Below are 23,349 nucleotides of genomic sequence, written 5' to 3' on the forward strand. Positions count from 1 at the left end.
ACCGCGCCTATTCCGCTGCGGCTTCCTCCAGGCGGGGGGCGGGAATGTCCGCGGGGGTTTCCAGGGTCAGGCGACCGAGCTTGCCGTCGCGCAACTCGTGCAGCAGCACCTCGGCGCCACGATGCAGGTCGATCTCGCCGCCCGGACGCAGACCGCCGCGCTTGCTGGCGATCTCCTTGACGATGGCCTGGCCATCGAAGCCGGCCAGGGCTAGCAGGTCGGCATGTCGCGGGCTGTCGACATCCACCTCGGCTGACTGAGAGGCGGGGCTATAGGGCGGCAGCGTCTTGAGCTTGAAACGCGCCGTCAGCTCGTCGGGGTAGCGTCTGGCAAGCTCCGCGGCGGTGACCATCGCCACGTCGAGGTAGTCGATTGCCGTATCGCGAATTGCCCCGCTGGCGGCCAGACGGTAGGCGCTGGCCTGGTCCTCGATCTTCGGCCATAGCACGCCCGGCGTGTCGGTCAGGGCGATGCGCCCGTCGATCCGGATCTTCTGCTGGCGCTTGGTGACTGCCGGTTCGTTGCCGGTCTTGGCGATCTTGCGCCCGGCCAGGCCGTTGATCAACGTCGATTTGCCGACATTGGGAATGCCCATGACCATGACCCGCACATCGCGGTCGGCACGTACCCGGCCGGCCAGTTCGTGACACAGCTTGGGGATGCGCTTGAGCTCGCGGGCATTGGTGGTGGTCACGGCCAGGGCGCGGGTCGCTTCCTGGGCATCGAAGTGGGTGACCCATTCGTCGGTACGTGCGGGATCGGCCAGATCGGCCCGGGAAAGGATCTTGAGTACCGGCTTGTGCTCGGTGAGCTCGGCGAGCATGGGGTTGGCGCTGGAGTAGGGCAGGCGGGCATCGAGCACCTCGAGCACCACGTCGATCTCGGGCAGCGCTTCCTTGATCTGGCGGCGCGCCTTGTTCATGTGTCCTGGGTACCAGCCGAGCATATCAGACCCTTGAGCAGCGCATGAGAAGACGGGCGCCTATCCTAGCAGATCGGCGCCCGGGTGTGATCGGCGGCAAGGCTATTCCCCAGCGTGGAAATCCAGCGCCACGGAGTTGATGCAGTAGCGCAGCCCGGTGGTCTCCCGGGGACCATCGGGGAAGACATGCCCGAGGTGGGCATCGCAGCGCGAGCAGACCACTTCGATGCGGCGCATGGCATGGGAGTCGTCGTAATGCTCCTCAATGGCCGACTTGGCCAGCGGCCGGTCGAAGCTTGGCCAGCCGCATCCTGAATCGAACTTGTGCTCGTTCTCGAACAGCGCCGCACCACAGCACACGCAATGATAGATGCCGTGCTCGTCGCTCACCCGGTGATCACCGCTGAACGGGGGTTCGGTACCTTTTTGCCTTGTGACACGGTATTGCTCCGGGCTGAGCTGTTCGCGCCATTGTGCGTCGTCTTTCTGGATCTTGTTGCCCATTGGGATTCTCCCGTTTGCCTGTCAGGTCCTTGGCACACCGCCATGAGACAACGAGAACGGGGTGATTTTCCAGCGGCATTTTTGCCGGCCGAGTCACGCTTGACACCCATCATCCCGCTAATTAATATACGCGCCACCTCGACGAGGCAGGCATGCGTCCCATTCGTCTAGTGGTCCAGGACACCGCCCTTTCACGGCGGTAACAGGGGTTCGAACCCCCTATGGGACGCCACTTCCTTCTCGAGGCGCCGGATCGGTGGAAGCAGTGCGGGAATAGCTCAGTGGTAGAGCATCGCCTTGCCAAGGCGAGGGTCGCGAGTTCGAATCTCGTTTCCCGCTCCATGCCTTCCATGTGTCCCGTTCGTCTAGTGGCCTAGGACACCGCCCTTTCACGGCGGTAACAGGGGTTCGAACCCCCTACGGGACGCCACTTCCGATCCTGCGGTTTCGCAGTAGCGTGCACAATTTTGCGGGAATAGCTCAGTGGTAGAGCATCGCCTTGCCAAGGCGAGGGTCGCGAGTTCGAATCTCGTTTCCCGCTCCATGCGTCAGCGGCAAAGAAAGGCAAGCGAGGGTCGCGAGCTGGGGCGCCAGCCCGGTGGAGCGCCACCCGGTCGAATCTCGTTTCCCGCTCCATGTCTTCCATGCGTCCCATTCGTCTAGTGGTCCAGGACACCGCCCTTTCACGGCGGTAACAGGGGTTCGAACCCCCTATGGGACGCCACTTCTTCTTCGTGCCCCTGCCTCTCTGTTTCAGAAGCGTGCATCTAGTACGCCCAGGCGATCGCGATCAGCAATCCCCACGCCAGCACGCTGGCGGCCATGATCGTGTAGGTGGCCGACAGGGTTTCCATCTCTTCCTGCTTGCGTGCCAGCCCTTGCAAACCGTGGTAGACGAGACTGCAGGATATCCCCAGCGCCACCAGGGCCACGATGACGTTGAAGGTCAGGCTGGGTATCAGCAGGGCCAGGGCCGAGAGCCATAACGGGATAGGGGCCAGGGCTGCCAGCAGGTAGGCGTCATGGATACTGATGGCCTGCTTGCCGGTGTTGGTGACCTCATAGATGAGCCAGCCCATCACCGCAAAGGTCAGCAGTTCCGCGAGAAAGAAGATCGTCGTGATGAAGCGCCACTGCTTGTCGCCGAAACCTGCCAGAAAGGCGTCGCCATAATGGGTGCCGGCATAATAGAGCATGAGGGGTGGAATGAACGACATCGGCAGTACGAGAAACAGTACCAATCGAGTCACGGAAGGTTGTCGCTTCGACAACTCCGCCCAGCCATGAGTGGATGAAAAGGGTAGCTGGAAGAAGGTTGCAGGCGTCATGAGTCACCTCGATCGATTTTTGTATCATAATATGATATGTCTAGACCGGCCCACGTCACCTGTCAAGGAGCACAGCATGTCTTCGGCTATCCCTGCGACCCGGCCCTCATTGGCCAAGGATGATTTCGAGCGTCTCTCGCACTTCCGTTACCGACTGCGCTGCTTCCTGCGCCAGAGCGAGGACATCTGTCGAGCCAGCGGGCTGACACCGCTGCAATACCAGTTGCTGTTGCACCTGAGAGGCTTCGCCGGGCGTGAATGGGCCACGGTGGGCGAACTGGCGGAGCGCCTGCAGGCCAAGCATCACGGCGCCGTGGCGCTGATCGATCGCTGCGAGGAGGCCGAGCTGGTGGAGCGGCGCCAGGGGCAGGGGGATCGTCGCCGCATCGAGGTGCACCTGTTGCCCAAGGGGGCCCGCCTCGCCGAGCATATCGCCGAACTGCACCAGCCGGAGCTGCACCTTCTACAAGATGAATTCCAGTTACCGGGCTGGCCGAATCCATAAGAACCTTGAATTTTGTCACTATGCCCTGATGTTATCAGGCTCACCGTCCAATCATCATGCGACAGGGATTTTCCCCATGGCCGAACCGGCACTGTCCATTCGTGGGCTGACCAAGGTCTATGGCAACGGCTTCCATGCCTTGAAGGGCATCGATCTGGACGTGCCCGAGGGCGATTTCTTTGCCTTGCTGGGCCCCAACGGCGCCGGCAAGTCCACCACCCTGGGCGTGGTCTGTTCTCTGGTCCAGAAGACCGCAGGCAAGGTGTCGATCTATGGCATCGACATCGACCGGGACTTCGCCCGGGCCAAGTACCATCTGGGCGTGGTGCCCCAGGAATTCAATTTTTCCCAGTTCGAGAAGGTCGAGGACATCATCCTGGCCCAGGCAGGCTACTACGGCATGCCGCTGCGCGAAGCCAAGCCGCGCTGCAATCAGCTGCTGAAGGACCTGGGCCTGTGGGACAAGCGCAACGGCCCGGCGCGCATGCTCTCCGGCGGGATGAAGCGCCGCCTGATGATCGCTCGCGCGTTGATTCACGGCCCCCGCCTGCTGATCCTCGACGAGCCCACCGCCGGCGTGGACATCGAACTGCGCCGCAGCATGTGGGAGTACATGCGCCGTATCAACCGCGAGGAAGGCACGACGATCATCCTCACGACCCATTATCTCGAGGAAGCCGAGAGCCTGTGCCGCAATATCGCCATCATCAACAATGGCGAGATCGTCAAGAACACCTCGGTGCGCAGCCTGCTTACCGAGCTCGACACGGAAACCTTCGTGCTCGATCTGGCCGAACCGATCGAGCAGGCGCCCATGCTTGAGGGTTTCGAGGTAGGGCAGGTGGAAAGCGCCCAGTTGACGCTATCGGTCAGGAAAGGGCAGCGCCTCAACGACGCCTTCATGCAGCTCTCTGAACAGGGCGTCAACGTGGTCTCGATGCGCAATCGCGCCAATCGGCTCGAGGAGCTGTTCGTCTCCATGGTCGAGGGCGACAACGCCCGGGTCCGGGAAGCGGCGAAAGCGGAGGTGCAGTCGTGAATCCTCGCCAGATTCTGGTGTCGCTGTGGACCCTGGTGGTCAAGGAAGTGCGACGCTTCACGCGCATCTGGCCGCAGACGCTGCTGCCGCCGTCCATCACCATGACCATGTACTTCATCATCTTCGGCAATCTGATCGGCTCGCGTATCGGTGAGATGGATGGCATCAGCTACATGGCCTATATCGTGCCCGGGCTGATCATGATGGCGGTGATCACCAACAGCTACTCCAACGTCGCCTCGTCGTTCTTCTCCAACAAGTTCCAGCGCAGCGTCGAGGAGATGATGGTCTCGCCGATGCCCAACTGGGTCATCCTGGCCGGCTTCGTGCTGGGCGGCATGGCCCGAGGCCTGGGTGTTGGCCTGATCGTCACCGGGGTGTCGTTCTTCTTCACCGAGATGACGATCCACCACCCCCTGGTGACCCTGGGCGTGGTGACCATGACCGCAGCGCTGTTTGCCATCGGCGGCTTCATCAACGCGCTGCTCGCCAACAAGTTCGACGACATCTCCATCGTGCCGATCTTCGTGCTCACGCCGCTGACCTATCTGGGTGGCGTGTTCTATTCGATCAACATGCTGCCGGAATTCTGGCAGGGTGTGTCGATGGCCAATCCCATCCTCTACATGGTCAACGCCTTCCGCTATGGCATCCTCGGGGTCTCCGACATCCCGGTCGGCGGGGCACTGCTGGCCATCGCGGCCTTCATCGTCGTGTTCTTCGTGATGGCGTTGTGGATGTTGAAGCGCGGCAAGGGCATCCGCAGCTGATGCCCGGGCGAACACTTCGCCCGCTTTGTCCGGCGCCTTTCTGCCCCGAAAATGAACAAGGAATCCATGAACACCGATCGACCCGATACGTTGCGTGACGCACCCCTGGGGCGCGAGTCCGCCTACCCGGAGCGCTACGACCCGACGCTTTTGTACCCCATCGCCCGGGCCGCCAATCGGGCGCCGCTGGGCATCGACGATGCCGATCTGCCGTTCGAGGGCGAGGACGAATGGCATGCCTTCGAGCTTTCCTGGCTCGACCCCAAGGGCAAGCCGATCGTCGCCGTGGCGCGCTTTCGCCTGCCGGCGAGTTCACCGAACCTGATCGAGTCGAAGTCCTGGAAGCTCTATCTCAACAGCTTCAACCACAGCCATTTCCCCGGTCGCGACGAGGTGCGGGAGGCGCTGGTTCGCGATCTGTCCCACGCCGCCGGGGCGGACGTCGAGGTCACGCTTCTGGGAGTCGACGATGAGACGCTGATGCCGCGCCGCCTGCCGGGGGAGTGCATCGACGGCCTGGATGTCGAGATCCGCGACTACACGCCTCGACCCGAGCTATTGGTCACCGGCGACGCGATCGTCGAAGAGAGCCTGCACTCACATTTGCTCAAGTCCAATTGCCCGGTCACCGGCCAGCCGGATTGGGGCAGCGTGCTGATCCGCTATCGCGGCCCGAGGATCGATCGTGAGGGCTTGCTCAGGTACCTTGTTTCCTACCGCCAGCATCAGGACTTCCACGAGCACTGCGTCGAGCATATCTTCACCGACCTGATGGCGCGGGTGCGGCCCGAGCGGTTGCTGGTGCTGGCACGTTACGTGCGTCGCGGTGGCCTGGATATCAGCCCCTGGCGTGCCACGCCCGGCGAGCGCCCACCGCAGCCGTTGCGGCTGGCAAGGCAGTGACGACCTGCGTTAAAGTCGTTTGCAAGAGCTGAGAAATATTCTCGTCTAGTCTAAGGGAGACGCCATGGATGCGATGACGCTGCTGCACGAGCGCAACTCGATGGGCAAGCTGACAGGGCCGCCGCCGGATCGCCAGCAGCTCGATGCGCTCTACCGCGCCGCACTGCGTGCTCCGGATCACAAGCAGCTCACGCCCTGGCGCTTCATCGAGTTTTCCGGCGAGGGTCTCGATCGGCTGGGCGAGCTGTTCGCCAAGGCCGAGTACCAGGCCAACCCCCACACCGATGACGGCACCATGGACGCGGCGCGCAAGAAGGTCCGCCGTGCGCCCATGATCATCGCCGTGATTGCCAAGGTCACGCCGGATTTTCCCAAGGTGCCGCCTATCGAGCAGATCATCTCGGCCGGCTGTGCCGCCCATGGCATTCTGCTCGCCGCCCAGGCGCTGGGCCTTGGCGGCATGTGGCGCAGCGGCGGCTATGCCTTCGACACGACGGTGCGCCAGGGCCTCGGGCTCGCCGAGCACGACCAGATCGTCGGCTTTCTCTACCTCGGCCAGCCCGGGGGTCGCAACAAGCCGCTGCCCGAGCGTGACCCCGATGACTTCGTCGAGCGCTGGGATTGACCATGGTGCGCAAGGCCGGTGTACCACACCCACGTTTGCCGCTACCTGCAGCGGGGCAGGGCGACGATCTCGCCGTGTTTCAGCGTTGGCTGGGGGAGGCCATCCCCTTGGTGCGCCAACTGGGGCTGAACGGCATGGCCTGGCAGGGCGATGCACTGGTCTGGAACCTGGAACTCGAACCCAACCTCAACGACAAGGGCACCGGCTTCGGCGGCTCGCTGACCGCCCAGGCCACCCTCATTGGCTGGTGCTGGACGACGCTGTGGTTGCGCTCCCGTGGCCTGTTGCAGGACGTGGTCGTGGCCACCGCCAGCCAGCGCTTCCTCGCCCCGGTGACCGCCGATTATCGCCTGGAATGCCTGCCCCGGGACGCCGAGGGCCCCAGGGGCCTGCAGGAACGCCTGGACACGAAGGGAAAAGGGCGGATTGTCCTGGTGCAGCGCCTCTATGCCAACGACACCTTGTGCCTGGAAGCCGAAGGCGACTATGCCGTTCTTCCAGCGCCGCCATCGGCCTGAACCCGAAAAAGCGGCTTGCAATCGCGGGTTTAGCTCGCTACCATGTGCGCCGTTCTCAAGGAGCGGAAAACGCTCGCGAAGGAACCAAAATGCGGAGGGGTGTCCGAGTGGTCGAAGGAGCACGCCTGGAAAGTGTGTAAGTCGAAAGGCTTCGAGGGTTCGAATCCCTCCCCCTCCGCCACGAATATTGATTAAGCCGCTGATTTCAGCGGCTTTTTCTTTGTCTGTATCTTTTTGACCCACACTTTGACCCACACCTAGCACCTGGCTTCCATAGGCTCCTTCAAGACGTCCTTGAACGGTCTTTCTCCTCGTGCTGTCGCTCTTCCTGCCGCCATGCTTCATCTGGGTAGCCATTTCCTAATTCAGGCATGACAGCCGTTCAGCCTTTCGGTACTGTCGTCCTAAGTGTTGTGAGCAGCCATGAGCTTGGGAGTGGTGACATAGCGTTTCTAGCTTTCTCTTCGGATACACCCACGCAGCTGACACAGTGGGACTGGTGTTGGTGTCTCGGACAAGAGGACGAGTTGCAGTCGCGATCTGCCCCACGTAGGCGTTCCTCTGCTCGTGCATGGCGAGAGGCTTATCAAGCGCGGGCAGCGTGTGGCCTGCGGCGCCTGGCTGCTGATCAGCGACAACCTGCGCTACGAGAAGGAATGGATCAAGCCGCAGGACATGAAGGACATGGAGATCTTGAGGCGGTGTGAGATTCGGATTGGGCGGATAACTTAGTTCAATACGCTGGAAAATCCTTTGTCTCGTTCCGATATGTTTGTTTGTAAAAAGTTATAAATTTTAGGCGTTCAGGGAAGATATGGCACTCGAAAAGGCTACTCTAACTTTCTATAAAGTTGATTCTTGTGGGTTGTACAAATGGGGAGATCATACTCCATTCCTAGGTGATACTGTTGACATTTTGGATGACCTCCTTTCATGGTCGTCAGGGAAGGGGGTCGCTCAAACGGCCACTTATCAAGTTCCTAAAGGTAATGATCTCTTACCTTCGCTTTTGCTGGATATCAAAAAAGCTGGTAATAACTACCTTTTGACTCTTTGGAATCAGACGCCTACTCAGCAAGGATCTGTCCCTTCTGTTGATCCCAACTCAAGCGTGGGTTCGGCAAGCGTTACAATGAATGGTACTAAGAAAGGGACTATACCAGGATTTGCAACGTATTTCTGGTTTATCCCTTCAGAAAGAGTATTTGCCTGTGTTCAGTTTGATCACTCTACAACTGGGCATAAAGTTATGGAAAAGTATGTAAAAAGCTTTATTGATCCTTTCTCAAAGCATGTGGTTTTTAATCTAAAGGCTGACGGCACATTTGAGTCTAAAGGTTACGCTGGTCACCTGTCTGATAAGCATCTGAATCTACATCCAAAGTTTTCGTCAAGCTTGTTTAGAAAGCCAGGAAATACCGATCATATTCTTGATAACCATGCTATGATTGAGCAGGTCGTCAGAAAGACTAATCTTGAAATGAAGAATACTGCCGATAAGCAGTTGCTTCAGAGAATGATGGATGCTTTCCGTAGGGGGATAAATATTTCTTCCAAGTTGCCTGCTAGTGGTATAAATGTTAACTATCAGATGCCAATTGATTTGACGCGCCAAGAACTCGAGGCGCTTATCAAGGACTGGGAAAAGAGTAACTCTAATAGCAAGGTCCAGTGGGATGATTATGGGTTTAAAATCAAGGGTGAGATGAATAAAATCTATTGGCTGAGCGGTTCAATAGCTAGAGATGGCTTTGATCTTGATGTGAGTAGGCAAAATGCCGAGGTTATCGATTCCAATAGTCTTATTCAAGAGTTGAATAAAAAGTCACAGTATATCCTGAGGCTTATAAAGTGAATATTTGGCTGAGAGTTATAGCTTTGTTTCTTCTTGCCTCAGGAGGGTATGCAGGCTGGTGCTTAGGGGGAGGCATTCCTTTTTCTGAGCAATGGCCTCTTTTTGAGTCTTTGAGAACTACAGCGGCTATTATTTTTGCAGTTGTAGGTGCTTGGTTTGCGATAATATACCCGGAAAGAATGAAAGGGATTATTAAGGAGCCCTTTGGCGAAAAAGTGAAAGTTGGTGAAGGTATTGATAAGTTGTTTTCGCCTATCGTTCACTCTACTGTTATTTTGTGTGCGGTTTTGTTTATTGGTGTTCTGGCGCCAATCGTTAAAGAGATAGACTTTTTTCTTCAGCACAAGGTTCTTATGAGGAAAGCTTCTTATGGAATCTTGATTACTTTGACATTCTGGCAGATTTGGACGGTATTGGTTACTCTGATACCAGCGCTTCTGCTAAAGAATGCATCAGATCAACAAGCTTTAGATGACGCAAATGCAGCCGCATATCTTTCTAATAAAAAGAAAAAATAAGAAGCTTGTCTTTGAATAAAATGAAAGGCATTTTGGGTTTTGATTCTTTAGGTAAATAAAGTACTTATGCTCCCATATGGAAATCAGCAGATTTAGGAATTCTAAATGTGCGGCCGCTTCGCTCTCTATAGCCCCTATCCCAAGCTCTCCCAGGCCCTCCGCTTGCCGTTGGAGCCTGAGGAGCTTACTCCGCGCTATAACGTGGCGCCGGGCGCCTGGATCACCGCGGTGCGCCATCCCAGCGATGACACGCCGCTGGTGATGGATGAGGTGTGGTGGGGCTACCGGCCGCACTGGGCGAAGGACAAGGCGCCCGAGCCCATCAACGCCACTATCGAGAAGGTGGCTACCTCCAACTACTTCCGCGGGGCGTTCGCCCATCACCGCTGTCTGGTGCCGGCGGATGGCTGGTACGAGTGGCTGCCGGTTGATGGCAGGAAGCAGCCGCATTTCCTGTGCCGCGGGGATCGCAAGCCGATCTGGCTGGCGGGCATTTGGAGCGAGCGGCCAGACGGCAAGCCCGGCTGCGCGATCCTCACCGAGCCGGCTCGCGGGGTGGCGGCGGAGATCCACTCGCGCATGCCGCTGGCACTGGACGCGGATAGCCTCGAACCCTGGATTGATCCCCACCTGACCGATCGCGAGACGATCCGTCATGTCGCCCATCATCTGCCCGCCGAGCGGATCACCCACTGGCCCGTGAGCACGCGGGTCAATCGGCCGGGCAACGACAACGCGAGCCTGATCGTTCCTGCATAGTATCGCCTTACCTTATATAGCCGCTTGACTGTTGTAGGCATTCCCTTCCAGTGAAAGACATTATAAGGTTGGGGCTAAGGATCATTCGACACAGGATGACCCTGTTACAAAATTATTAGCAAAGCGCACATCATCTACGACAGGGCTGTTGGCATGAGCATGTACTTTCAACCATTCGCAGAGATTAACTTTTCTGACCCCTTCTTTGATTCGCTGAAGCAAGACTACTCGGAATTTTCCGACTGGTTCGCTCGAAAGGCGGCACAAGGGCACTCCGCTTATGTTTTCTATAACGATTCAGGGATGATCGATGGCTTTCTCTATTTGAAGAGAGAGGATGAAGCGGTTGATGATATCAATCCTGCTTTGCCTGCCTCGCCCAGGCTTAAGGTTGGCACCTTTAAGATCAATGCGCATGGCACGCGGCTTGGCGAGAGGTTCGTGAAAAAGATATTTGATCATGCCGTTGAGAATGGACTTGCCGAGATATACGTCACGGTGTTCGAGAAGCATGATGGGTTGATTAATCTTCTGCAGCGCTATGGGTTTGATGACTATGGTGAAAAGCCGAGTCACAATGGTGTTGAGCGCGTTTTTCTAAAGCGAACATCCCTAGAGCATCCGACTCCTCTCCAGAATTATCCGATGCTGGATATGAGGCATGGGCGCTGCTTTCTACTAGCCATCCATCCTGAGTATCACACCCGGATGCTTCCCGACTCGATTCTGAATAATGAAAGCTTCGATGTCGTGAAGGATATATCTCACTCGAATAGTATTCACAAAGTTTATCTTGCAGCAATGCGAGATATTACGCAGTTTCGTCCAGGTGACGTACTTCTTATGTACCGGACGTCCGACCAGCGTGGTCCAGCGAGGTATCGCTCCGTCGTGACTTCTGCGGGCGTGGTCGAGGAAATTAAGAATATACATGAGTTCTCTGGCTATGATGAGTTTCGTCGATATTGCAACCCCTATAGCGTTTTTGATGAAGACGAATTGAAGAATCTTTATGCTACAAAAAGGTATCCTTTTATCGTCAGATTCAGCTATAATGTGGCTATGAAAAGGAGGATCACCAGGGGGAGTTTGATTGACAATCATCAGATTCCTGAAAATATTTACTGGGGTGTTGTTTCTCTCGACGCTGAAGTTGCAAGAAGCATTCTTCTTGAAGGTGGTGTTAATGAAAGTCTTATTGTCAATTAAGCCTGAATATGCTGAGTCAATTTTGGATGGCAGTAAGCATTTTGAGTTTCGTAAATCGATCTTCAAACGTGAAGGTGTTGAAAAGGTAGTGATCTATGCTACTATGCCCGTGGGCAAAGTTGTGGGCGAGTTCGATGTGGATGGCGTCCTTGCCATGGAACCACGGAAGCTCTGGAAAGAAACGAAAGAAAATGCCGGTATCAGCCACAATTTCTTCCGTTCCTACTTTTCTGGCAAAGACAAAGGGTTTGCTATCAAGGTCAAAAACCCTCGTCGCTATGACACGCCTTGCGCATTGAACGAGGTGATCCCTAACGGGGTGGCGCCTCAGTCGTATCGTTATCTCTGATCCAAGCTTGCTTCTTCCCTTTAACCCCGATGATTCATCGGGGTTTTTTATATCCCGCCTGTGCGTTTGGTAGCTCGCTCCACTGTGTTGTCCACCGCGGCGTGCGGTGCGCGCAGCGCAGATGCCAGGCGGCGTTCTTTCGCGGCACGCCCAGGCGCACTGTGCCCTTGCCCATCTTCCCATTGAGCTCGTCCAGGGTGGTCATCAGCTTGTGGTCGCGCTCGCGCTGGGCTTCTCGCTCGGGTGTGTCGAGCAGCGAGAGTTGCTCGCGGTTGACATCTACCAGATCGAGCAGCATCACGCCGGCCTTCATGAAGCGATACCCGCGGCGATAGATCACCTCGAGCCCCTGCTGGGCGGCGGCCAGGATCGGCCGGCTGTCGTCGGTCGGCTCTGGCAGTTCGACGACCACGCTGGGCGAGTACTGGGGCAGGTCGGGCCGGTGGCGGTTGGTCTTGAGGAACACCAGCACGGCGCGGGCGTGACTGTCCTGCTGGCGGAGCTTCTCGGCACCGCGCTGGGCGTGCTGGCGGATGGCGTCCTGTAGCTCGCCCAGCTCGCCTGTCAGGCGGCCGAAGGAGCGCGAGGTCATGATGCGCTGGCGGGGCTCGCTGTCGTCGTTGAGCTCGATGCAGGGCGTGCCCTGGAGCTCGCGCACGGTGCGCTCGAGGGTGACGGAGTAGCGCCGGCGAATGGTCTTGGGATCGGCCAGGCGGAGATCCCAGGCGGTCTCGATGCCCTGGATGGCCAGCCGCTCGACCAGCCGGCGGCCGACGCCCCAGACGTCGCCCAGGGCGGTGCGCTCGAGCAGGCGGCGGGTGTCGTCACCGTCGGCGTGCATCACGCACACGCCCTGGAATTCGGGCAGCTTCTTGGCAGCGCGGTTGGCCAGCTTGGCCAGGGTGCGGGTGGGCGCCACGCCCACGCAGACGGGGATGCCGGTGAACTGGCGCACGTTGCGGTAGAGCGTGCGCGCCAGGGCCTGGGTGGTGGCCGTGTCGAAGCCGTCGAATCTCACGAACATCTCGTCGATGGAGTAGGGCTCGACGCCGGCGGAGAACTCCTCGAGGACCTCGCGCACCCGGGCGCTCATGTCGCCATAGAGCTCGTAGTTGGACGAGAGCAGATGGATGCGGCCCTGGTTGACCCACTGCTGCAGCTCGAAGGCCGGGGTGCCCATCTCGACGCCCAGGGCCTTGAGCTCGTTGGAGCGGGCGATCACGCAGCCGTCGTTGTTGGACATCACGCCCACCGGCAGGCCCTCGAGCCGCGGCTGGAAGACGCGCTCGCAGCTGACGTAGAAGTTGTTGCAGTCCACCAGCCCGATCATACGGCGTACTCGTGGATGACCGAGCGGACCACGCCCCATACCTGGCAGTCGAGGTTGGCGAGCGGGATCGGCGCGTACTGGCTGTTGCCGGAGCACAGGTAGGGCCGCTTCCCGATCATCTCGTAGCGCTTCACGATCACCTCGCCGTCGACCAGGGCGACGACGATGTGCCCGGGGCGGGCGTCGATCGAGCGGTCCACCACCAGGGTGTCGCCGTCCTGGATGCCGAACTCGACCATGCTGTCGCCGGTGACGGTCATGAAGAACGTTGCGGCGGGGCGCTTCACCAGCCGCTCGTTGAGGTCGAGTGTGCGGCCGACGTAGTCCTCCGCCGGCGAGGGGAAGCCGGAGATGCCAGCGCGGATGGTGGCCAGCGGATGGGGCAGGGCGCGGTACGGCGGTGCCGGGTGCGGATGGCGGATCTCGGGATCGCGCATGGCGGTGCCTCTTGTCAAAGACTGTTCGTTTATACAGTATTCGACAACAGCACACCTTTAGGCAAACGCTAATATGAACAACACGCCGGGGGCGCAGGCGGCCGGGTCCGGTATGGCGCGGCTGGTGGCAGGATCACGAATTGGCAGGAAGAAATGTTTATCGGGTACTGGATAGATATCCAGCACCCTTTGAGACGACACTAGACACTGTCATCTTCATCAATGTATACATCTTTATCGTAGTTTTCCTTAATATAATCTTCAATCAATTTAATCAGATCAACTGTCAGCTCGTCGTCAGGAATTTCTGCTAACCCCAATGCTCTCTTGGCTTCTTGCCATACGTCTGGGTGGATCGTGGCCATTGCGTATGCCTCCTAACAAAGGAAATGTTTTAGTTGAGGTGCGAGTCGTTGGGGCAAAAGCCGGAAAATTCAAGTTTTCTAATAAAAAAATATTTGTTGAGCATCTAGCCCCTCCATCAGGGAGGGGCTTAACGTATGCACTTTACACAAGGTCTTGCTCGGCAAACGACACGCAGGCATCCAGGCCGATCACCAAATGATCAATGACGCGAATCTCCATCAGTCCCAGCGCTTCCTTCAGCCGCTGGGTGATGCGTCGGTCGGCATCACTGGGTTCGGGGTCGCCCGAAGGGTGGTTGTGAACCAGGATCACCGCGGCAGCGTTGCAGGCCAGGGCCCGTTTGACTACTTCACGCGGGTAGACGCTGGCCGAGTCGATGGTACCGCGGAACAGCTCCTCGAAGCTGATCACACGGTGCTGGCTGTCGAGGAACAGGGCGCTGAAGACCTCGTGCTCGTAGTCCTGCAGCAGCACCTGCAGGTACTCGAACGCGAGAGCTGGCTGGGTGATCTTGCGTCCTTTGGCCAGTCGGCGACGAGCGAATGCCTTGGCGATGTTTAAGAGCTCCGATTCAGTCACCGTGTCGGTGATGCGATAGGTGCCGGCGGTCTCGCCGGCACTCAGCTTGCGGTGGTTCATGGTGTTGCTCCTCAGGCCGCCATGACCATGGCCATGCGGCGCTCCAGCTCCTCGTGGAAAGCCTCGACGCGCTCGGCGATGGTGCGGATCAGCGCCTCGTCACGATAGGCACGCTTCACGAACAGCGGCATGCCCGGCCAGTAGCTGACGAAGTCGATCCACTCCCGCTCGCTGACCCATAGCCCGCCTTGGCACTGAGCGACGTGCTCCTGGGGCAGCTCGTCGGCCAGCAATAGCTCGATCTGGTACTTGGGCAGCTTGGTCTTGATCTCGACGAGGCCGTTGCTGCCCACCAGGCAATCCGGCGAATAGCCCACCCCATGATTGAGGATGATGCCGACCTGCTCCAGCTGGGGCAGGCCGGCGGCCTCGTGATAGAGCTCCCGGGCCACTGGCTCCAGCTCATGCCCGCGCTGGGTATGAGCATTGCCCTGGAAGGTATCGGAGGGCTCGCCGGTGATGCGCTCGCCGATCAGCTGATGCATGTAGCTCATCGCACCGGTACCGAAGCCCCCTGGCCCCTTGCCCTTGACCAGCAGGGTCTTCAGCTCGGACATGGTGACGATGCCGAGCCGGGCGGCATGCCATGCGGGCGTGCCCTGTTCCAGTGTCAGGATCTGCATGACGATCTCCTTCTCGATAACATGGTATAGACCAGCGAGGGACCTCCCCTCGCTGGCCGGTCAGTGATGTTGATGGTTGGGCTGCGCCCGCTTCTGCAGGGAGGCACGCAGCTTGTCGAAGTCGCTACGGGGCACCTGCTCGGCGTCGCTGTATTTGCCGACGAACCATTCCTGAGTCGCCGGGGGACAGGCGGCGATCAGCTGCCGGATCTGTCCGGCCTGGAAGGGGGTGACCAGCTTGACCGGGGCGGCGGCGTGACCGTTGTCGTCCTGGCCGCGGGTGGTGATGTTGAGCAGGGCACACAGCACGTAGCGCTTGCCGTAGCTGGTGGAGGAGCCGAACGCCTGGACGGCGTTCTTGCTGCCGCTGGTATCGGCCGGCAACAGCATGCTGGTCTCCTCGCGGTGGCCGTCTTTGTGCATCAGCACACCGGTCACCTGGATGCCCCGCTCCTGGGTCTGGATACGGAAGCTCACCGCGAAGCCATGCTTCTTCATGATCGGCCTGACGGTGTCGACGATGTCTTCCAGGGTGGCGTAGTGGCCGTTGTTGGTCTTGCCACGCTCGGCGATGCTCGGCAGCTCGGTCTGCATGGCCGCCATGGCGGCGCTATAGGCCATCAGCGCCTGGCGGTCGAGCACCCGCTCCTGCATTTGCAGCAGGCGCTCCATCTTGTCGATATCGACCTCGGGGTTGAGGGCGGCCCGCTCGATCACCTGGATGATCGCGGTGCTGTCCTGGGTGGCTTGAGCGATCGGTGCCTGCTCGGCGGTCTTGGGATGAATGGGGGTTGCCATGGTGGCCTCCGTTATCGATAGCGTTGGATGACGTCAGGGAGCTCCTCGGTCGGGACCGGCTCCAGGGATACGGCCACGCGATAGACCTGACCCTTGGCCAGCACGTGGGTCTCGGTCGCGTGCTCGTCAGCCTCCAGCAGCTGACGGGTCAGTTGAGTCAGGGCGTGGCAAATCTCGAGTGTCATGGGCGATTGCATCGATACCTCCAGAAACAGCAACGCCCGGCCTTGAGGGCCGGGCGCTATGCCGTGATGAGGGAAAACAGGGGGAAAACGCAGGACGCCGTTCAGGCCACCAGCGCAAGGGCTGACTCCAACGCCTTGTCCTTGATGCCGGCGCCCTGGCCGAACCAGGCGGAGTCCAGACGGTAGTCGTTGCTGCGGGCACGCTTCTCGTGATCCACGTACTCGGTGACCGCGTTGAGCAGCCCCCAGGCGGTGCCTTGCGCCGTGCACAGCTGGGAGCCGCGCCCCTCGCCCTGATAGAGCTTCTGGACACGATTGAGGGCGCGAACGTTGGGCAACTTGGAGGGGTCTTCCAGCGGCGCCTCGGCGTTACAGATCACCGACTGGAAGTAGGTCCTCGCTTCCTCCTGGCTGACCTTCCGCTCGGCCAGGGTCTTCAGGCGGTACATGAAGTCGTCCCACTGGGACACGGAGATCCCCAACTGCTGCTTGACCAGCTGAGGGCGGAACTCGGTGCTGTGGGGCACCTTCACGCCCTGCGAAGTACCGTCCACGGCGATGGTCAGGGTGTTGTTGCAGACCACACGCACGGAGGTCGGGGTAGCGACGGTGGCCAGGGAGCCGTCGCAGGAGGTGGCCAGCAGCAGGTAGTCGTTGACCTGGTCCTGGCCCTTCAAGGCCCCGCCCAGGCCGCTGCGGGCCAGTGCCCAGAACTTTCGACCACCCTTGAGCACGCCTGCCGTCTCGAGCTCATAACCCGCGTATTCCGTGAGGTCCCGGTAGAACTCCAGGACCTCCTCCGGCTGGACCACCTTGTAGCGCTGAGAGACCACCGACAGCGGGGCCCGGGTGTCGGAGCGATAGAGCACCTTCTGCTCCGGGAAGGAGTGGATGCTGCCCAGATGGCCGGCCCCATCGGTGATGAAGCGCACTGGGGATTCCTCGATGTGCCAGTCCATGCCGGCTTGCTGCCGCCAGACCTCCAGCGGCTGGTGACGGGATAGCTGCTGGCCCAGGCCATGCCAGGGGGTATCGCTGACGTAGGCCATTTGTTCGATCAGGTGTGCCATGGGGAAAGCTCCTTGTGAGTCGCGCACGGCATAACAGCCCGCTCCCCAAGGAAGCAGGCCGACCGTGAACTTGTAGAGAGAAAATCGTGGGGTCATCGCCGCGCAGCGATGGACTCGTGAGACAGACCGTCAGGGATCAATCAACATGAGGACGAAAGGTGTGGCCGCAGGCACGGCACTCGAGATTGTCGAGCACCTGGCTATCAAGCTCGCTGCCCAGACGGGCCCCGGCGACGCCACCCGCCGTACCACCGACCAACCCACCGAATACTGCCCCGGCGATGCTGCCGACGGCGATTCCTACCGGGCCGCCTACTGCGCCAACCAACGCGCCGGCCTCGGCACCACTCCAGGCGCCGGCCGCGCCACTGGCGGTGCCGGCCACGGCACCCGTGGTGCCACCTACCTTCCGACCATGATGGCGCGACACGATCCGAGACGCGCCGCAGCTGGGACATGACATCGGCATTGCACTGCCTCCTAAGCAGGGAAAGAACGGGAATCGAAGCCATCCATCGATGGCTTCAAGGAGGTAGTACAGGGCTGAAAATTGGTTGAATCGTATCCAGTGGACGTCTCGGCGTAACGGCTGGAAACCCACTATCAGTGACACTAACTTTTTCAGCGGCTTGGGAGACGATGCCCTGCATTCCTTGTTCGTTCGGTATCGATTTCCCCTGAAGGCCTTGGTGAGGGGGGAGGCGGCCCTTTGGGAGTATATGTTATTGGTGTGAAAGGGGTATTCCTATTAGGTCATCTGCAGAGGAGGTGACGGCGAAGCCAAGTCACCTTCCAGGCTGGAAGAGATTACCAAGCGATCTTGTAGAGAGTGAGGCCCGTTATCGTCATAGCCCACTCATTGACGTAACTTTTTACATATCAAGGGGATGCTACGAGCAGAACACTCACGACCCACTTGCTTGGAGCCTTCCTCATGTACCTAGAGATCGACCCCGACGCTTTAACCGATGACGCCATGCTGGACCTGGTCCATGGCATAGGCGGCAATCACCCAATGACCAACGCTTGGGGGCAGGACACGGTCACATCGCCTGGCCATGACTGGCTGATGGACCTGATCAGTGCGGATGGTCACCTGAAGGAATTGTCCAAGACCCGTCACGTGCTGAATGGCGAACAGCTGATCCAGCCTGATGCATTTGGCAGCGGGTGGGTAAGGCTCGCGCCTGACCCGGTACTGGAAACGCTGACCACTGTCTACGCCGTGCTGGTCGCGCTATTCCAGGAAACGGAGATTGGCCAACACTACCGGCCAAGCCCCTACGCTGATCGCTTCCTGAGAGCCTTCGCCAGCTGCGCTTATCTGCATGAAGCCGCGTTTTATTGCCCGCCCACCATGAGTAGAGACGATGCTGAAGAGGTAGTCATGGAGCTCAACCAGCGTCTGGGGGCCTGGTACCACGCCCTGAGTAAGCCGGACTTCGCCTACGAATGCCGCCGTAACCAGCGCAATAGCCAGAACAACTACAAGCGGCTGTGGAATGTGATCCATTCGCTGTTCAGCCGTTACAGCTGCCTCCAGGTGATTCGCCTGGACCTCGCCTACAGCGAGATGGATGGCCCTGGTATTAACTACGATACTGCGCGGCATCACCGCGAAACTCTCTGTCGGCGCTTCCACGACAGTAGCCTATTTGAGCATCTGGTCGGTTACTCATGGAAACTCGAGTGGCGACCCAAAAAGGGCTTCCACTACCACTGGCTGTTCTTCTTCGACGGTCACCAGGTCAGAGAGGACATCAAGCTGGCTCAGCAGATTGGCGAGCTCTGGTCTCGATCAATCACCGGTAGTCAGGGGGTCTACTACAACTGCAACAGCAGACCCAATTCATACAAGCACAGCGCTGTGGGGAAGATCTGGTACCACGATCACACGAAGAAGGAAGGGCTGGATCACATCGCCCGCTATCAGACCAAGGTAGACGACTATGCGGTGATGGCGGTTCAGGGAAGGCTCTTTCAGAGCAGTGCTGTATCGCAGCTATCTGGAGGGCCTAGCCTCGGTCGTCCCCGTGAATCCGAAAGCGCCTTCTCGTCGCTGCCATTCTGAGCGGGTGGCCCGACGGCCAATGATGTGCACCACCCCCGCACTAACGGGAAAAACCCGGGAAATCAGGCCTCCGCAGGCCAAAGAGAGACATTTCGGTGACGTTGCACCTGGTTGCTCATCCGATCTCTAACCGATCACCTGGCCCGTCACGGCGGGCCCTCGCACCTCCTTTCGTAGAGAGAAACGTATGCACACTATCCCTGGCTGGCCAGAAGTTCTTGATACAGGCACCCCTCACCCATCCAGCAGCAGGCAAACAGGATCAAGTCGACTCGATCCTTCTGTCTACTCAGCGGACGATACCGCTCGTCTGGCCAAGCTTGAACGCCAAGAGCCCCTTCGACGCCTACTGCGAGATGCGGCGGCCCTGCGCAAACAACGTAGGATCACTCAAGCCCAGATGGCCGACGAGCTGGGCGTTCCCTGCCGAACGCTGGAAGAGTGGCTGCAAGGGCGTCGCTATCCGCGTGGGCCAGGTCAAAGCCTGTTGGAGCGCTGGGTCGATGAGTATCACTGTGAAAAATCGTGACCAGCTGGGAAAGGCACAGAGACCTGGCGCAGTGACAGAAATATTGGGGTTGACAGTAGCAGCTTTGTTCGTTCCTTGTTCTTTGGTGATGCAGCTATAGCCCTCATTCTCTGCTATACGCCGCTACAAGTAGCGCAATAGCCGGTCGATATGCCCTCTCGCTGCCCCTTCAGGTGGTTCTCGGTTGAGATCATGGAACCTTGGGCTTGTCAATAAATTTCTTTCGTTGTCTTTCGTCACTCGAGAGTGTGACGAAAAAGTCTCGGTGATTCAGTTGGTTATGTGCGCTAGCCTTCATGGCATTCCACTTCGATGTGGATGACCGTGAAGGCTAGATATGTTGGAGGTAACAGCATGGCACCGACGAATGAACCCTTGATTCTGCGTATGAGACAGCTGGCAACATTCATTGGCCTGTCTAGATCCAAGATTTACGAAATGTTGAATGAAAGCTCAGAGCGATACGATCCTGATTTTCCAAAGCAGATACGCTTGGGAGCTTCCGCTGTTGGCTGGGATAAAAGTGAAGTATTGGCATGGCTTGAAAAGAGAAGGCAACAGAGGGAATAAGGTAAAAGGTTTTTGGATGATTCGCTCTTTAAAAATTTGGGTATAGCTTTGGGGTGAGCGTGTTTTCTTGAGTTAGTCAAGAAAGCTTTTAGTCAACCATGAGCGGTTGACTCTCACCCCCATGCGAAAGGAAAAATTCTTCGTGACCGAGGTCCTAGTATGATGCTGCCTTCCGTAAACCGTGGGGTCTTTCCTCCTGTATTAGATGATTGCCCTGTAGACCTTTTTCAGGGTGCTCTTAATGATCGAGTTTATCAAGCAGGCATGGCAACTAAAGCTCCGCGAGCATTAGTAGTGCAAGGTGCTCTTTCGGCCATGTCGTACATGGTGCAAAACTTGGTTGATGTGGAAAAGCCAAATGGGGAAATCGTTCCTCCTGTGGTTTTTTTTATTGGCGTAGCAGAGTCAGGAGAGAGGAAGACAGCTATAGAGAAGTTCTTTTTTGATCGGATAGAGGAGAGAGAGCTGGAAATTGAGGTGGAAAGGGAAGCTTTGATGACGGAGTATGAAGTTGAACTGTCAGTTTGGAAGGAGCGAAAGAGGAGGCTAATTAAAGAGTGCTCGAAATTTGATGCTGAGGAGAATGAGGAGGCTGTTAAAAAATTATACGATCATGAGAAGAGCAAGCCTGCGTGTCCTTCTCTGCTTCCTTTTAAAACGTTGTCTGATGCAACCCCAGAAGCTGCGCTGAGTTATTTTTATAAAAATGGGGTGAAGTCGGCTATACTGCGCTCTAGCGAAGGTGAGCATTTCTTTACGGGGCGGGCATCTCAAAAGCTCTCCGTATGGAACAGTCTTTGGAGTGGAGATTCTATACGTGTTGATAGAAAAACAACGGAGAGCTTCGTTATACAGCCAAGGTTAACCATGTATGTTCAGGTTCAGCCGAGTGTCATGCGTCGATTTGTTTCACAGAAAGGTGAAAGTGCGCGTGGCATAGGTTTCTTTGCCAGGACGATGATTTGTTTTCCAGCTTCGACACAAGGCACTCGTCCCGTTGAGGCTATCTCTGATAGTTCGTCAGAGGTTTATAATGATTTTGTCGATTATTATTTAGACAGAAACGTCGATGCAAGCGAGGGGCGCGGCGGTGAACGTAAGAAAATAGCTTTTTCTTTATCTGCTAAAGAGCGTTGGTTTGTGATTGCCAATGCTATTGAGAGGGAGATTTTTCCAGGTGGAACGTTCGAGAAGTGTGGTGATCACGCATCGAAGCTAGCGGATAATATCGCTAGGGTGGCAGTGTTGCTACATTGTGCGGACAGTGGTTTGGAAGGAGAGGTCTCCCTAGATGAGCTAGAGCGAGCCATCATGGTATGCTTTTGGTTTTCTGACCAGTTTGTTCGCCTTTTCAAATCTTCTTCTGAAGAGCAGGAGGACTATATGGCTCTTCAAGCTTGGATGAACGATAAGCGAAATCAAAACGTAAGATATATCCAAAAAAATCATATCAGGCAGTATGGGCCCAATAGGCTAAGAAAATCTTCTAAGCTGGGTCTGATATTGGATATGATGATGAACAATGGAGAGATTGGGAGAGAGTTCTTTGGAAAAAAAGAAATAGTTGACCTTTTTCCAAACTGGCCGCGCAATGACCTGTGGCTTTGTAACTCCGCGAGGTGATGAATTAGTTGTGTCCGAGCCCTCTAGGGCTCGGATTTATTTTGTTTTCAGATTTTTTGGGTTACAATTGTTAGAGAGGATGTTTTTGGTTGTGGGGTTGAGATGTTTTCTAGTCGACAAGATGTGTGCCTTTCATTAAGTGAGGTGATGAGGGACTTTGCTGTCACAAAAAAGATGCTGCTTGAGTCAGTGTCTTCGAAAGGATTGACAGTGATTGTTTGCCCTTACGGAAAAGTTTCTTTGGGTTTTCGGTTAAAAGAAGATTGTAGGGGGCGCTGCTCTGGTGTTGGTCAGGAAGACCCATTGAGGCTGGACCTTTCTGAGTATAATGCTTTCACGCTATGTGATGAAGATGCTGTAGGTGTGGTGTCGACGGGATCGCTATATGCAAAGAAACCATTAAAGGCGGCTCGTATTAATCTTTACAGCAAAGAGGTCTCTATTGATTGCCCCGTGAGTGCTGTGTGTGAAAGAGGTGGTGATGTTTTTTCTTGGAAGGCATATGATGAGAATGAGTTCATCTTTACTGGTGGCAGCTTGAGCCAGAAGGGGATAGAGCTGGGGGAAGAAAGAGTTTTCTTTCTAAAGAGCGAGGTTGATGGGTTGGAGATTCACTGGGAACGTTTCTTCCCCGAGAAGGACAGCGTTTCTGAGTACGAGGCTGGGCCTTGGTCAACACAGCTTTTAATAGATTTAAATATTGCTTTCGAACATTTTTATAGCAACGGTGTATTGGAAGAGATAGAGGAAGAATGGAAAAAAGGAGAAGGTAAAAATACCATTGCGAAGTGGTTCGAAGAGCGTTGGGGCGATGGTGTGGCGCCAAAGTATTCAGTGGAAAAAGCATGTGAAATAATCGATCCGGATAACAATTGTTTATACGATTTAACTCTGTTTGGTGTAAGCGAAGAGGATTTGCGGCGTAACCAGTCGAAAGCTACAAAACTTATGGTGATGGTAGATGTTGCTGCGAAGAGGAAGTACGAGCGTGATCGGCTTTATGCGCAAGAGAAAACCCTGGTGCCTGAGTTAGGTAAGGCGGGTAAAGTTACACAAAAACTGGGCTATGCGATTTCCGGTATTGTTAAAAGAACCCCGTTTAGGGGAAGGAGTTGATAATTAAGCTCCCGCTTTTGCTTTACGTGTTTACGCGCCCTTTCATGTGGCGAGTGGCTGGCTCGCATCTGAATGATAAGGGCTCGGTCTTCAGCAAAAAGGTGGCAATAGCGGTGAGCCATGGCGGCGCAATGCAGGATGGAACAAATGTTGCACTTTCTCATTGAGGCTGCCATGCCGCCTCCTTG

Annotated in this window: 27 protein-coding genes and 6 tRNA genes; 22 read left to right on the top strand and 11 right to left on the bottom strand. The window is 57.0% G+C overall.

Translation table 11 applies throughout. The features are described 5' to 3' along the window. Positions 1-7: 7 nt before the first annotated feature. Together ylqF and msrB are read right to left on the bottom strand one after the other, a co-directional pair. Positions 8-946: a ribosome biogenesis GTPase YlqF gene (gene ylqF / locus BUA41_RS08260; RefSeq protein ID WP_072821663.1), complete on the bottom strand. Its 939-nt coding sequence runs from the start codon at positions 944-946 to the stop codon at positions 8-10. A 78-nt stretch (positions 947-1,024) separates the two neighbouring features. After that, a complete protein-coding gene (msrB, locus tag BUA41_RS08265; RefSeq protein WP_072821665.1) occupies positions 1,025-1,426 on the bottom strand; it encodes a peptide-methionine (R)-S-oxide reductase MsrB in 402 nt (133 codons plus the stop codon). A gap of 156 nt (positions 1,427-1,582) precedes the next feature. On the opposite strand from msrB, the gene BUA41_RS08270 reads away from it, so the two are divergent. The 5 genes from BUA41_RS08270 (at position 1,583) to BUA41_RS08290 (ending at position 2,150) form a co-directional block, all read left to right on the top strand. Next, positions 1,583-1,658 (top strand) — tRNA-Glu (locus BUA41_RS08270). Positions 1,659-1,693: 35 nt separating this feature from the next. Beyond that, positions 1,694-1,768, top strand: a tRNA-Gly gene (locus BUA41_RS08275). Positions 1,769-1,780: 12 nt separating this feature from the next. Further along, a tRNA-Glu gene (locus BUA41_RS08280) sits at positions 1,781-1,856 on the top strand. A 39-nt stretch (positions 1,857-1,895) separates the two neighbouring features. Continuing rightward, positions 1,896-1,970, top strand: a tRNA-Gly gene (locus BUA41_RS08285). Between the two features lie 104 nt (positions 1,971-2,074). Next, a tRNA-Glu gene (locus BUA41_RS08290) sits at positions 2,075-2,150 on the top strand. 43 nt (positions 2,151-2,193) lie between these two features. On the opposite strand, the gene BUA41_RS08295 is transcribed toward BUA41_RS08290, so the two are convergent. After that, on the bottom strand, positions 2,194-2,754 hold the full coding sequence (locus BUA41_RS08295; RefSeq protein ID WP_072821667.1) for a Yip1 family protein: 561 nt from the start codon (positions 2,752-2,754) through the stop codon (positions 2,194-2,196). A 76-nt stretch (positions 2,755-2,830) separates the two neighbouring features. On the opposite strand from BUA41_RS08295, the gene BUA41_RS08300 reads away from it, so the two are divergent. From BUA41_RS08300 to BUA41_RS08355, 12 genes are all read left to right on the top strand, one after another. Further along, complete coding sequence (locus BUA41_RS08300) at positions 2,831-3,259, top strand: MarR family transcriptional regulator (RefSeq protein WP_084671299.1); 429 nt, start codon at positions 2,831-2,833, stop codon at positions 3,257-3,259. 76 nt (positions 3,260-3,335) lie between these two features. Then, the gene (locus BUA41_RS08305; protein ID WP_072821669.1) at positions 3,336-4,298 is read left to right on the top strand and encodes an ABC transporter ATP-binding protein; all 963 of its coding nucleotides are present in this window, start codon (positions 3,336-3,338) and stop codon (positions 4,296-4,298) included. Continuing rightward, a complete protein-coding gene (locus BUA41_RS08310) occupies positions 4,295-5,068 on the top strand; it encodes an ABC transporter permease (protein ID WP_072821671.1) in 774 nt (257 codons plus the stop codon). Before BUA41_RS08305 ends, BUA41_RS08310 begins: the two co-directional genes overlap by 4 nt. Positions 5,069-5,134: 66 nt before the next feature. Next, positions 5,135-5,971: an NADPH-dependent 7-cyano-7-deazaguanine reductase QueF gene (gene queF / locus BUA41_RS08315; protein ID WP_072821673.1), complete on the top strand. Its 837-nt coding sequence runs from the start codon at positions 5,135-5,137 to the stop codon at positions 5,969-5,971. Between the two features lie 64 nt (positions 5,972-6,035). After that, on the top strand, positions 6,036-6,596 hold the full coding sequence (locus BUA41_RS08320; RefSeq protein ID WP_072821675.1) for a nitroreductase family protein: 561 nt from the start codon (positions 6,036-6,038) through the stop codon (positions 6,594-6,596). A gap of 2 nt (positions 6,597-6,598) precedes the next feature. Next, positions 6,599-7,114 carry a YiiD C-terminal domain-containing protein gene (locus BUA41_RS08325; RefSeq protein WP_072821677.1) on the top strand — a complete coding sequence of 172 codons (516 nt, stop codon included), beginning with the start codon at positions 6,599-6,601 and terminating at the stop codon, positions 7,112-7,114. A 93-nt stretch (positions 7,115-7,207) separates the two neighbouring features. Then, positions 7,208-7,295, top strand: a tRNA-Ser gene (locus BUA41_RS08330). A 633-nt stretch (positions 7,296-7,928) separates the two neighbouring features. Next, positions 7,929-8,969: a hypothetical protein gene (locus BUA41_RS18925; RefSeq protein WP_139249088.1), complete on the top strand. Its 1,041-nt coding sequence runs from the start codon at positions 7,929-7,931 to the stop codon at positions 8,967-8,969. Further along, a complete protein-coding gene (locus tag BUA41_RS08340) occupies positions 8,966-9,487 on the top strand; it encodes a hypothetical protein (RefSeq protein ID WP_217652787.1) in 522 nt (173 codons plus the stop codon). Before BUA41_RS18925 ends, BUA41_RS08340 begins: the two co-directional genes overlap by 4 nt. Positions 9,488-9,592: 105 nt before the next feature. Continuing rightward, positions 9,593-10,246 carry an SOS response-associated peptidase gene (locus tag BUA41_RS08345; protein ID WP_072821681.1) on the top strand — a complete coding sequence of 218 codons (654 nt, stop codon included), beginning with the start codon at positions 9,593-9,595 and terminating at the stop codon, positions 10,244-10,246. A 153-nt stretch (positions 10,247-10,399) separates the two neighbouring features. Further along, positions 10,400-11,455 carry an N-acetyltransferase gene (locus BUA41_RS08350; RefSeq protein WP_072821683.1) on the top strand — a complete coding sequence of 352 codons (1,056 nt, stop codon included), beginning with the start codon at positions 10,400-10,402 and terminating at the stop codon, positions 11,453-11,455. Continuing rightward, the gene (locus tag BUA41_RS08355) at positions 11,433-11,804 is read left to right on the top strand and encodes an ASCH domain-containing protein (RefSeq protein ID WP_072821685.1); all 372 of its coding nucleotides are present in this window, start codon (positions 11,433-11,435) and stop codon (positions 11,802-11,804) included. The genes BUA41_RS08350 and BUA41_RS08355 overlap by 23 nt, the downstream gene beginning before the upstream one ends. A gap of 34 nt (positions 11,805-11,838) precedes the next feature. On the opposite strand, the gene BUA41_RS08360 is transcribed toward BUA41_RS08355, so the two are convergent. The 8 genes from BUA41_RS08360 to BUA41_RS08390 all read right to left on the bottom strand — a co-directional run bounded on the left by BUA41_RS08360 (position 11,839) and on the right by BUA41_RS08390 (position 17,252). Beyond that, the gene (locus BUA41_RS08360) at positions 11,839-13,134 is read right to left on the bottom strand and encodes a Y-family DNA polymerase (protein WP_072821687.1); all 1,296 of its coding nucleotides are present in this window, start codon (positions 13,132-13,134) and stop codon (positions 11,839-11,841) included. Continuing rightward, complete coding sequence (locus BUA41_RS08365; RefSeq protein ID WP_072821689.1) at positions 13,131-13,571, bottom strand: LexA family protein; 441 nt, start codon at positions 13,569-13,571, stop codon at positions 13,131-13,133. Before BUA41_RS08365 ends, BUA41_RS08360 begins: the two co-directional genes overlap by 4 nt. Before the next feature lie 200 nt (positions 13,572-13,771). Further along, positions 13,772-13,936, bottom strand: a complete 165-nt coding sequence (locus tag BUA41_RS19225; protein WP_175546948.1) for a hypothetical protein — start codon at positions 13,934-13,936, stop codon at positions 13,772-13,774. A gap of 142 nt (positions 13,937-14,078) precedes the next feature. Then, the gene (gene radC / locus BUA41_RS08370; RefSeq protein ID WP_072821691.1) at positions 14,079-14,576 is read right to left on the bottom strand and encodes a RadC family protein; all 498 of its coding nucleotides are present in this window, start codon (positions 14,574-14,576) and stop codon (positions 14,079-14,081) included. 11 nt (positions 14,577-14,587) lie between these two features. Beyond that, complete coding sequence (locus BUA41_RS08375) at positions 14,588-15,199, bottom strand: lambda exonuclease family protein (protein WP_072821693.1); 612 nt, start codon at positions 15,197-15,199, stop codon at positions 14,588-14,590. Between the two features lie 60 nt (positions 15,200-15,259). Next, complete coding sequence (locus BUA41_RS08380; protein WP_072821695.1) at positions 15,260-15,997, bottom strand: ERF family protein; 738 nt, start codon at positions 15,995-15,997, stop codon at positions 15,260-15,262. 11 nt (positions 15,998-16,008) lie between these two features. Then, positions 16,009-16,194 carry a hypothetical protein gene (locus tag BUA41_RS08385; RefSeq protein ID WP_072821697.1) on the bottom strand — a complete coding sequence of 62 codons (186 nt, stop codon included), beginning with the start codon at positions 16,192-16,194 and terminating at the stop codon, positions 16,009-16,011. 89 nt (positions 16,195-16,283) lie between these two features. Beyond that, a complete protein-coding gene (locus BUA41_RS08390; RefSeq protein ID WP_072821699.1) occupies positions 16,284-17,252 on the bottom strand; it encodes a DUF932 domain-containing protein in 969 nt (322 codons plus the stop codon). Between the two features lie 145 nt (positions 17,253-17,397). Here BUA41_RS08390 and BUA41_RS19230 point away from each other — a divergent pair, with 145 nt between their 5' ends. The 5 genes from BUA41_RS19230 to BUA41_RS08420 all read left to right on the top strand — a co-directional run bounded on the left by BUA41_RS19230 (position 17,398) and on the right by BUA41_RS08420 (position 23,161). Further along, on the top strand, positions 17,398-17,712 hold the full coding sequence (locus BUA41_RS19230; protein ID WP_175546949.1) for a hypothetical protein: 315 nt from the start codon (positions 17,398-17,400) through the stop codon (positions 17,710-17,712). Between the two features lie 474 nt (positions 17,713-18,186). Beyond that, on the top strand, positions 18,187-19,323 hold the full coding sequence (locus BUA41_RS08405) for a YagK/YfjJ domain-containing protein (protein WP_072821705.1): 1,137 nt from the start codon (positions 18,187-18,189) through the stop codon (positions 19,321-19,323). A 967-nt stretch (positions 19,324-20,290) separates the two neighbouring features. Continuing rightward, positions 20,291-20,422: a helix-turn-helix transcriptional regulator gene (locus BUA41_RS19485; RefSeq protein ID WP_371829240.1), complete on the top strand. Its 132-nt coding sequence runs from the start codon at positions 20,291-20,293 to the stop codon at positions 20,420-20,422. A 159-nt stretch (positions 20,423-20,581) separates the two neighbouring features. After that, complete coding sequence (locus BUA41_RS08415) at positions 20,582-22,045, top strand: YfjI family protein (RefSeq protein ID WP_084671302.1); 1,464 nt, start codon at positions 20,582-20,584, stop codon at positions 22,043-22,045. A 102-nt stretch (positions 22,046-22,147) separates the two neighbouring features. Continuing rightward, complete coding sequence (locus BUA41_RS08420) at positions 22,148-23,161, top strand: hypothetical protein (RefSeq protein WP_139249089.1); 1,014 nt, start codon at positions 22,148-22,150, stop codon at positions 23,159-23,161. Positions 23,162-23,349: the final 188 nt, after the last annotated feature.

This window comes from Modicisalibacter ilicicola DSM 19980, assembly GCF_900128925.1.
In the GTDB taxonomy this organism is placed as follows: Bacteria; Pseudomonadota; Gammaproteobacteria; order Pseudomonadales; family Halomonadaceae; genus Modicisalibacter; species Modicisalibacter ilicicola.

What these genes read in the sequence shown, in the direction of transcription:
- ylqF (WP_072821663.1), bottom strand. Translation starts at nt 946, where the DNA reads ATGCTCGGCTGGTACCCAGGACACATGAACAAGGCGCGCCGCCAGATC.
- msrB (WP_072821665.1), bottom strand. Translation starts at nt 1,426, where the DNA reads ATGGGCAACAAGATCCAGAAAGACGACGCACAATGGCGCGAACAGCTC.
- BUA41_RS08295 (WP_072821667.1), bottom strand. Translation starts at nt 2,754, where the DNA reads ATGACGCCTGCAACCTTCTTCCAGCTACCCTTTTCATCCACTCATGGC.
- BUA41_RS08300 (WP_084671299.1), top strand. Translation starts at nt 2,831, where the DNA reads ATGTCTTCGGCTATCCCTGCGACCCGGCCCTCATTGGCCAAGGATGAT.
- BUA41_RS08305 (WP_072821669.1), top strand. Translation starts at nt 3,336, where the DNA reads ATGGCCGAACCGGCACTGTCCATTCGTGGGCTGACCAAGGTCTATGGC.
- queF (WP_072821673.1), top strand. Translation starts at nt 5,135, where the DNA reads ATGAACACCGATCGACCCGATACGTTGCGTGACGCACCCCTGGGGCGC.
- BUA41_RS08320 (WP_072821675.1), top strand. Translation starts at nt 6,036, where the DNA reads ATGGATGCGATGACGCTGCTGCACGAGCGCAACTCGATGGGCAAGCTG.
- BUA41_RS08325 (WP_072821677.1), top strand. Translation starts at nt 6,599, where the DNA reads ATGGTGCGCAAGGCCGGTGTACCACACCCACGTTTGCCGCTACCTGCA.
- BUA41_RS18925 (WP_139249088.1), top strand. Translation starts at nt 7,929, where the DNA reads ATGGCACTCGAAAAGGCTACTCTAACTTTCTATAAAGTTGATTCTTGT.
- BUA41_RS08345 (WP_072821681.1), top strand. Translation starts at nt 9,593, where the DNA reads ATGTGCGGCCGCTTCGCTCTCTATAGCCCCTATCCCAAGCTCTCCCAG.
- BUA41_RS08350 (WP_072821683.1), top strand. Translation starts at nt 10,400, where the DNA reads ATGAGCATGTACTTTCAACCATTCGCAGAGATTAACTTTTCTGACCCC.
- BUA41_RS08355 (WP_072821685.1), top strand. Translation starts at nt 11,433, where the DNA reads ATGAAAGTCTTATTGTCAATTAAGCCTGAATATGCTGAGTCAATTTTG.
- BUA41_RS08360 (WP_072821687.1), bottom strand. Translation starts at nt 13,134, where the DNA reads ATGATCGGGCTGGTGGACTGCAACAACTTCTACGTCAGCTGCGAGCGC.
- BUA41_RS08365 (WP_072821689.1), bottom strand. Translation starts at nt 13,571, where the DNA reads ATGCGCGATCCCGAGATCCGCCATCCGCACCCGGCACCGCCGTACCGC.
- BUA41_RS19225 (WP_175546948.1), bottom strand. Translation starts at nt 13,936, where the DNA reads ATGGCCACGATCCACCCAGACGTATGGCAAGAAGCCAAGAGAGCATTG.
- radC (WP_072821691.1), bottom strand. Translation starts at nt 14,576, where the DNA reads ATGAACCACCGCAAGCTGAGTGCCGGCGAGACCGCCGGCACCTATCGC.
- BUA41_RS08375 (WP_072821693.1), bottom strand. Translation starts at nt 15,199, where the DNA reads ATGCAGATCCTGACACTGGAACAGGGCACGCCCGCATGGCATGCCGCC.
- BUA41_RS08380 (WP_072821695.1), bottom strand. Translation starts at nt 15,997, where the DNA reads ATGGCAACCCCCATTCATCCCAAGACCGCCGAGCAGGCACCGATCGCT.
- BUA41_RS08385 (WP_072821697.1), bottom strand. Translation starts at nt 16,194, where the DNA reads ATGCAATCGCCCATGACACTCGAGATTTGCCACGCCCTGACTCAACTG.
- BUA41_RS08390 (WP_072821699.1), bottom strand. Translation starts at nt 17,252, where the DNA reads ATGGCACACCTGATCGAACAAATGGCCTACGTCAGCGATACCCCCTGG.
- BUA41_RS19230 (WP_175546949.1), top strand. Translation starts at nt 17,398, where the DNA reads ATGAGGACGAAAGGTGTGGCCGCAGGCACGGCACTCGAGATTGTCGAG.
- BUA41_RS08405 (WP_072821705.1), top strand. Translation starts at nt 18,187, where the DNA reads ATGTACCTAGAGATCGACCCCGACGCTTTAACCGATGACGCCATGCTG.
- BUA41_RS19485 (WP_371829240.1), top strand. Translation starts at nt 20,291, where the DNA reads ATGTTGAATGAAAGCTCAGAGCGATACGATCCTGATTTTCCAAAGCAG.
- BUA41_RS08415 (WP_084671302.1), top strand. Translation starts at nt 20,582, where the DNA reads ATGATGCTGCCTTCCGTAAACCGTGGGGTCTTTCCTCCTGTATTAGAT.
- BUA41_RS08420 (WP_139249089.1), top strand. Translation starts at nt 22,148, where the DNA reads ATGTTTTCTAGTCGACAAGATGTGTGCCTTTCATTAAGTGAGGTGATG.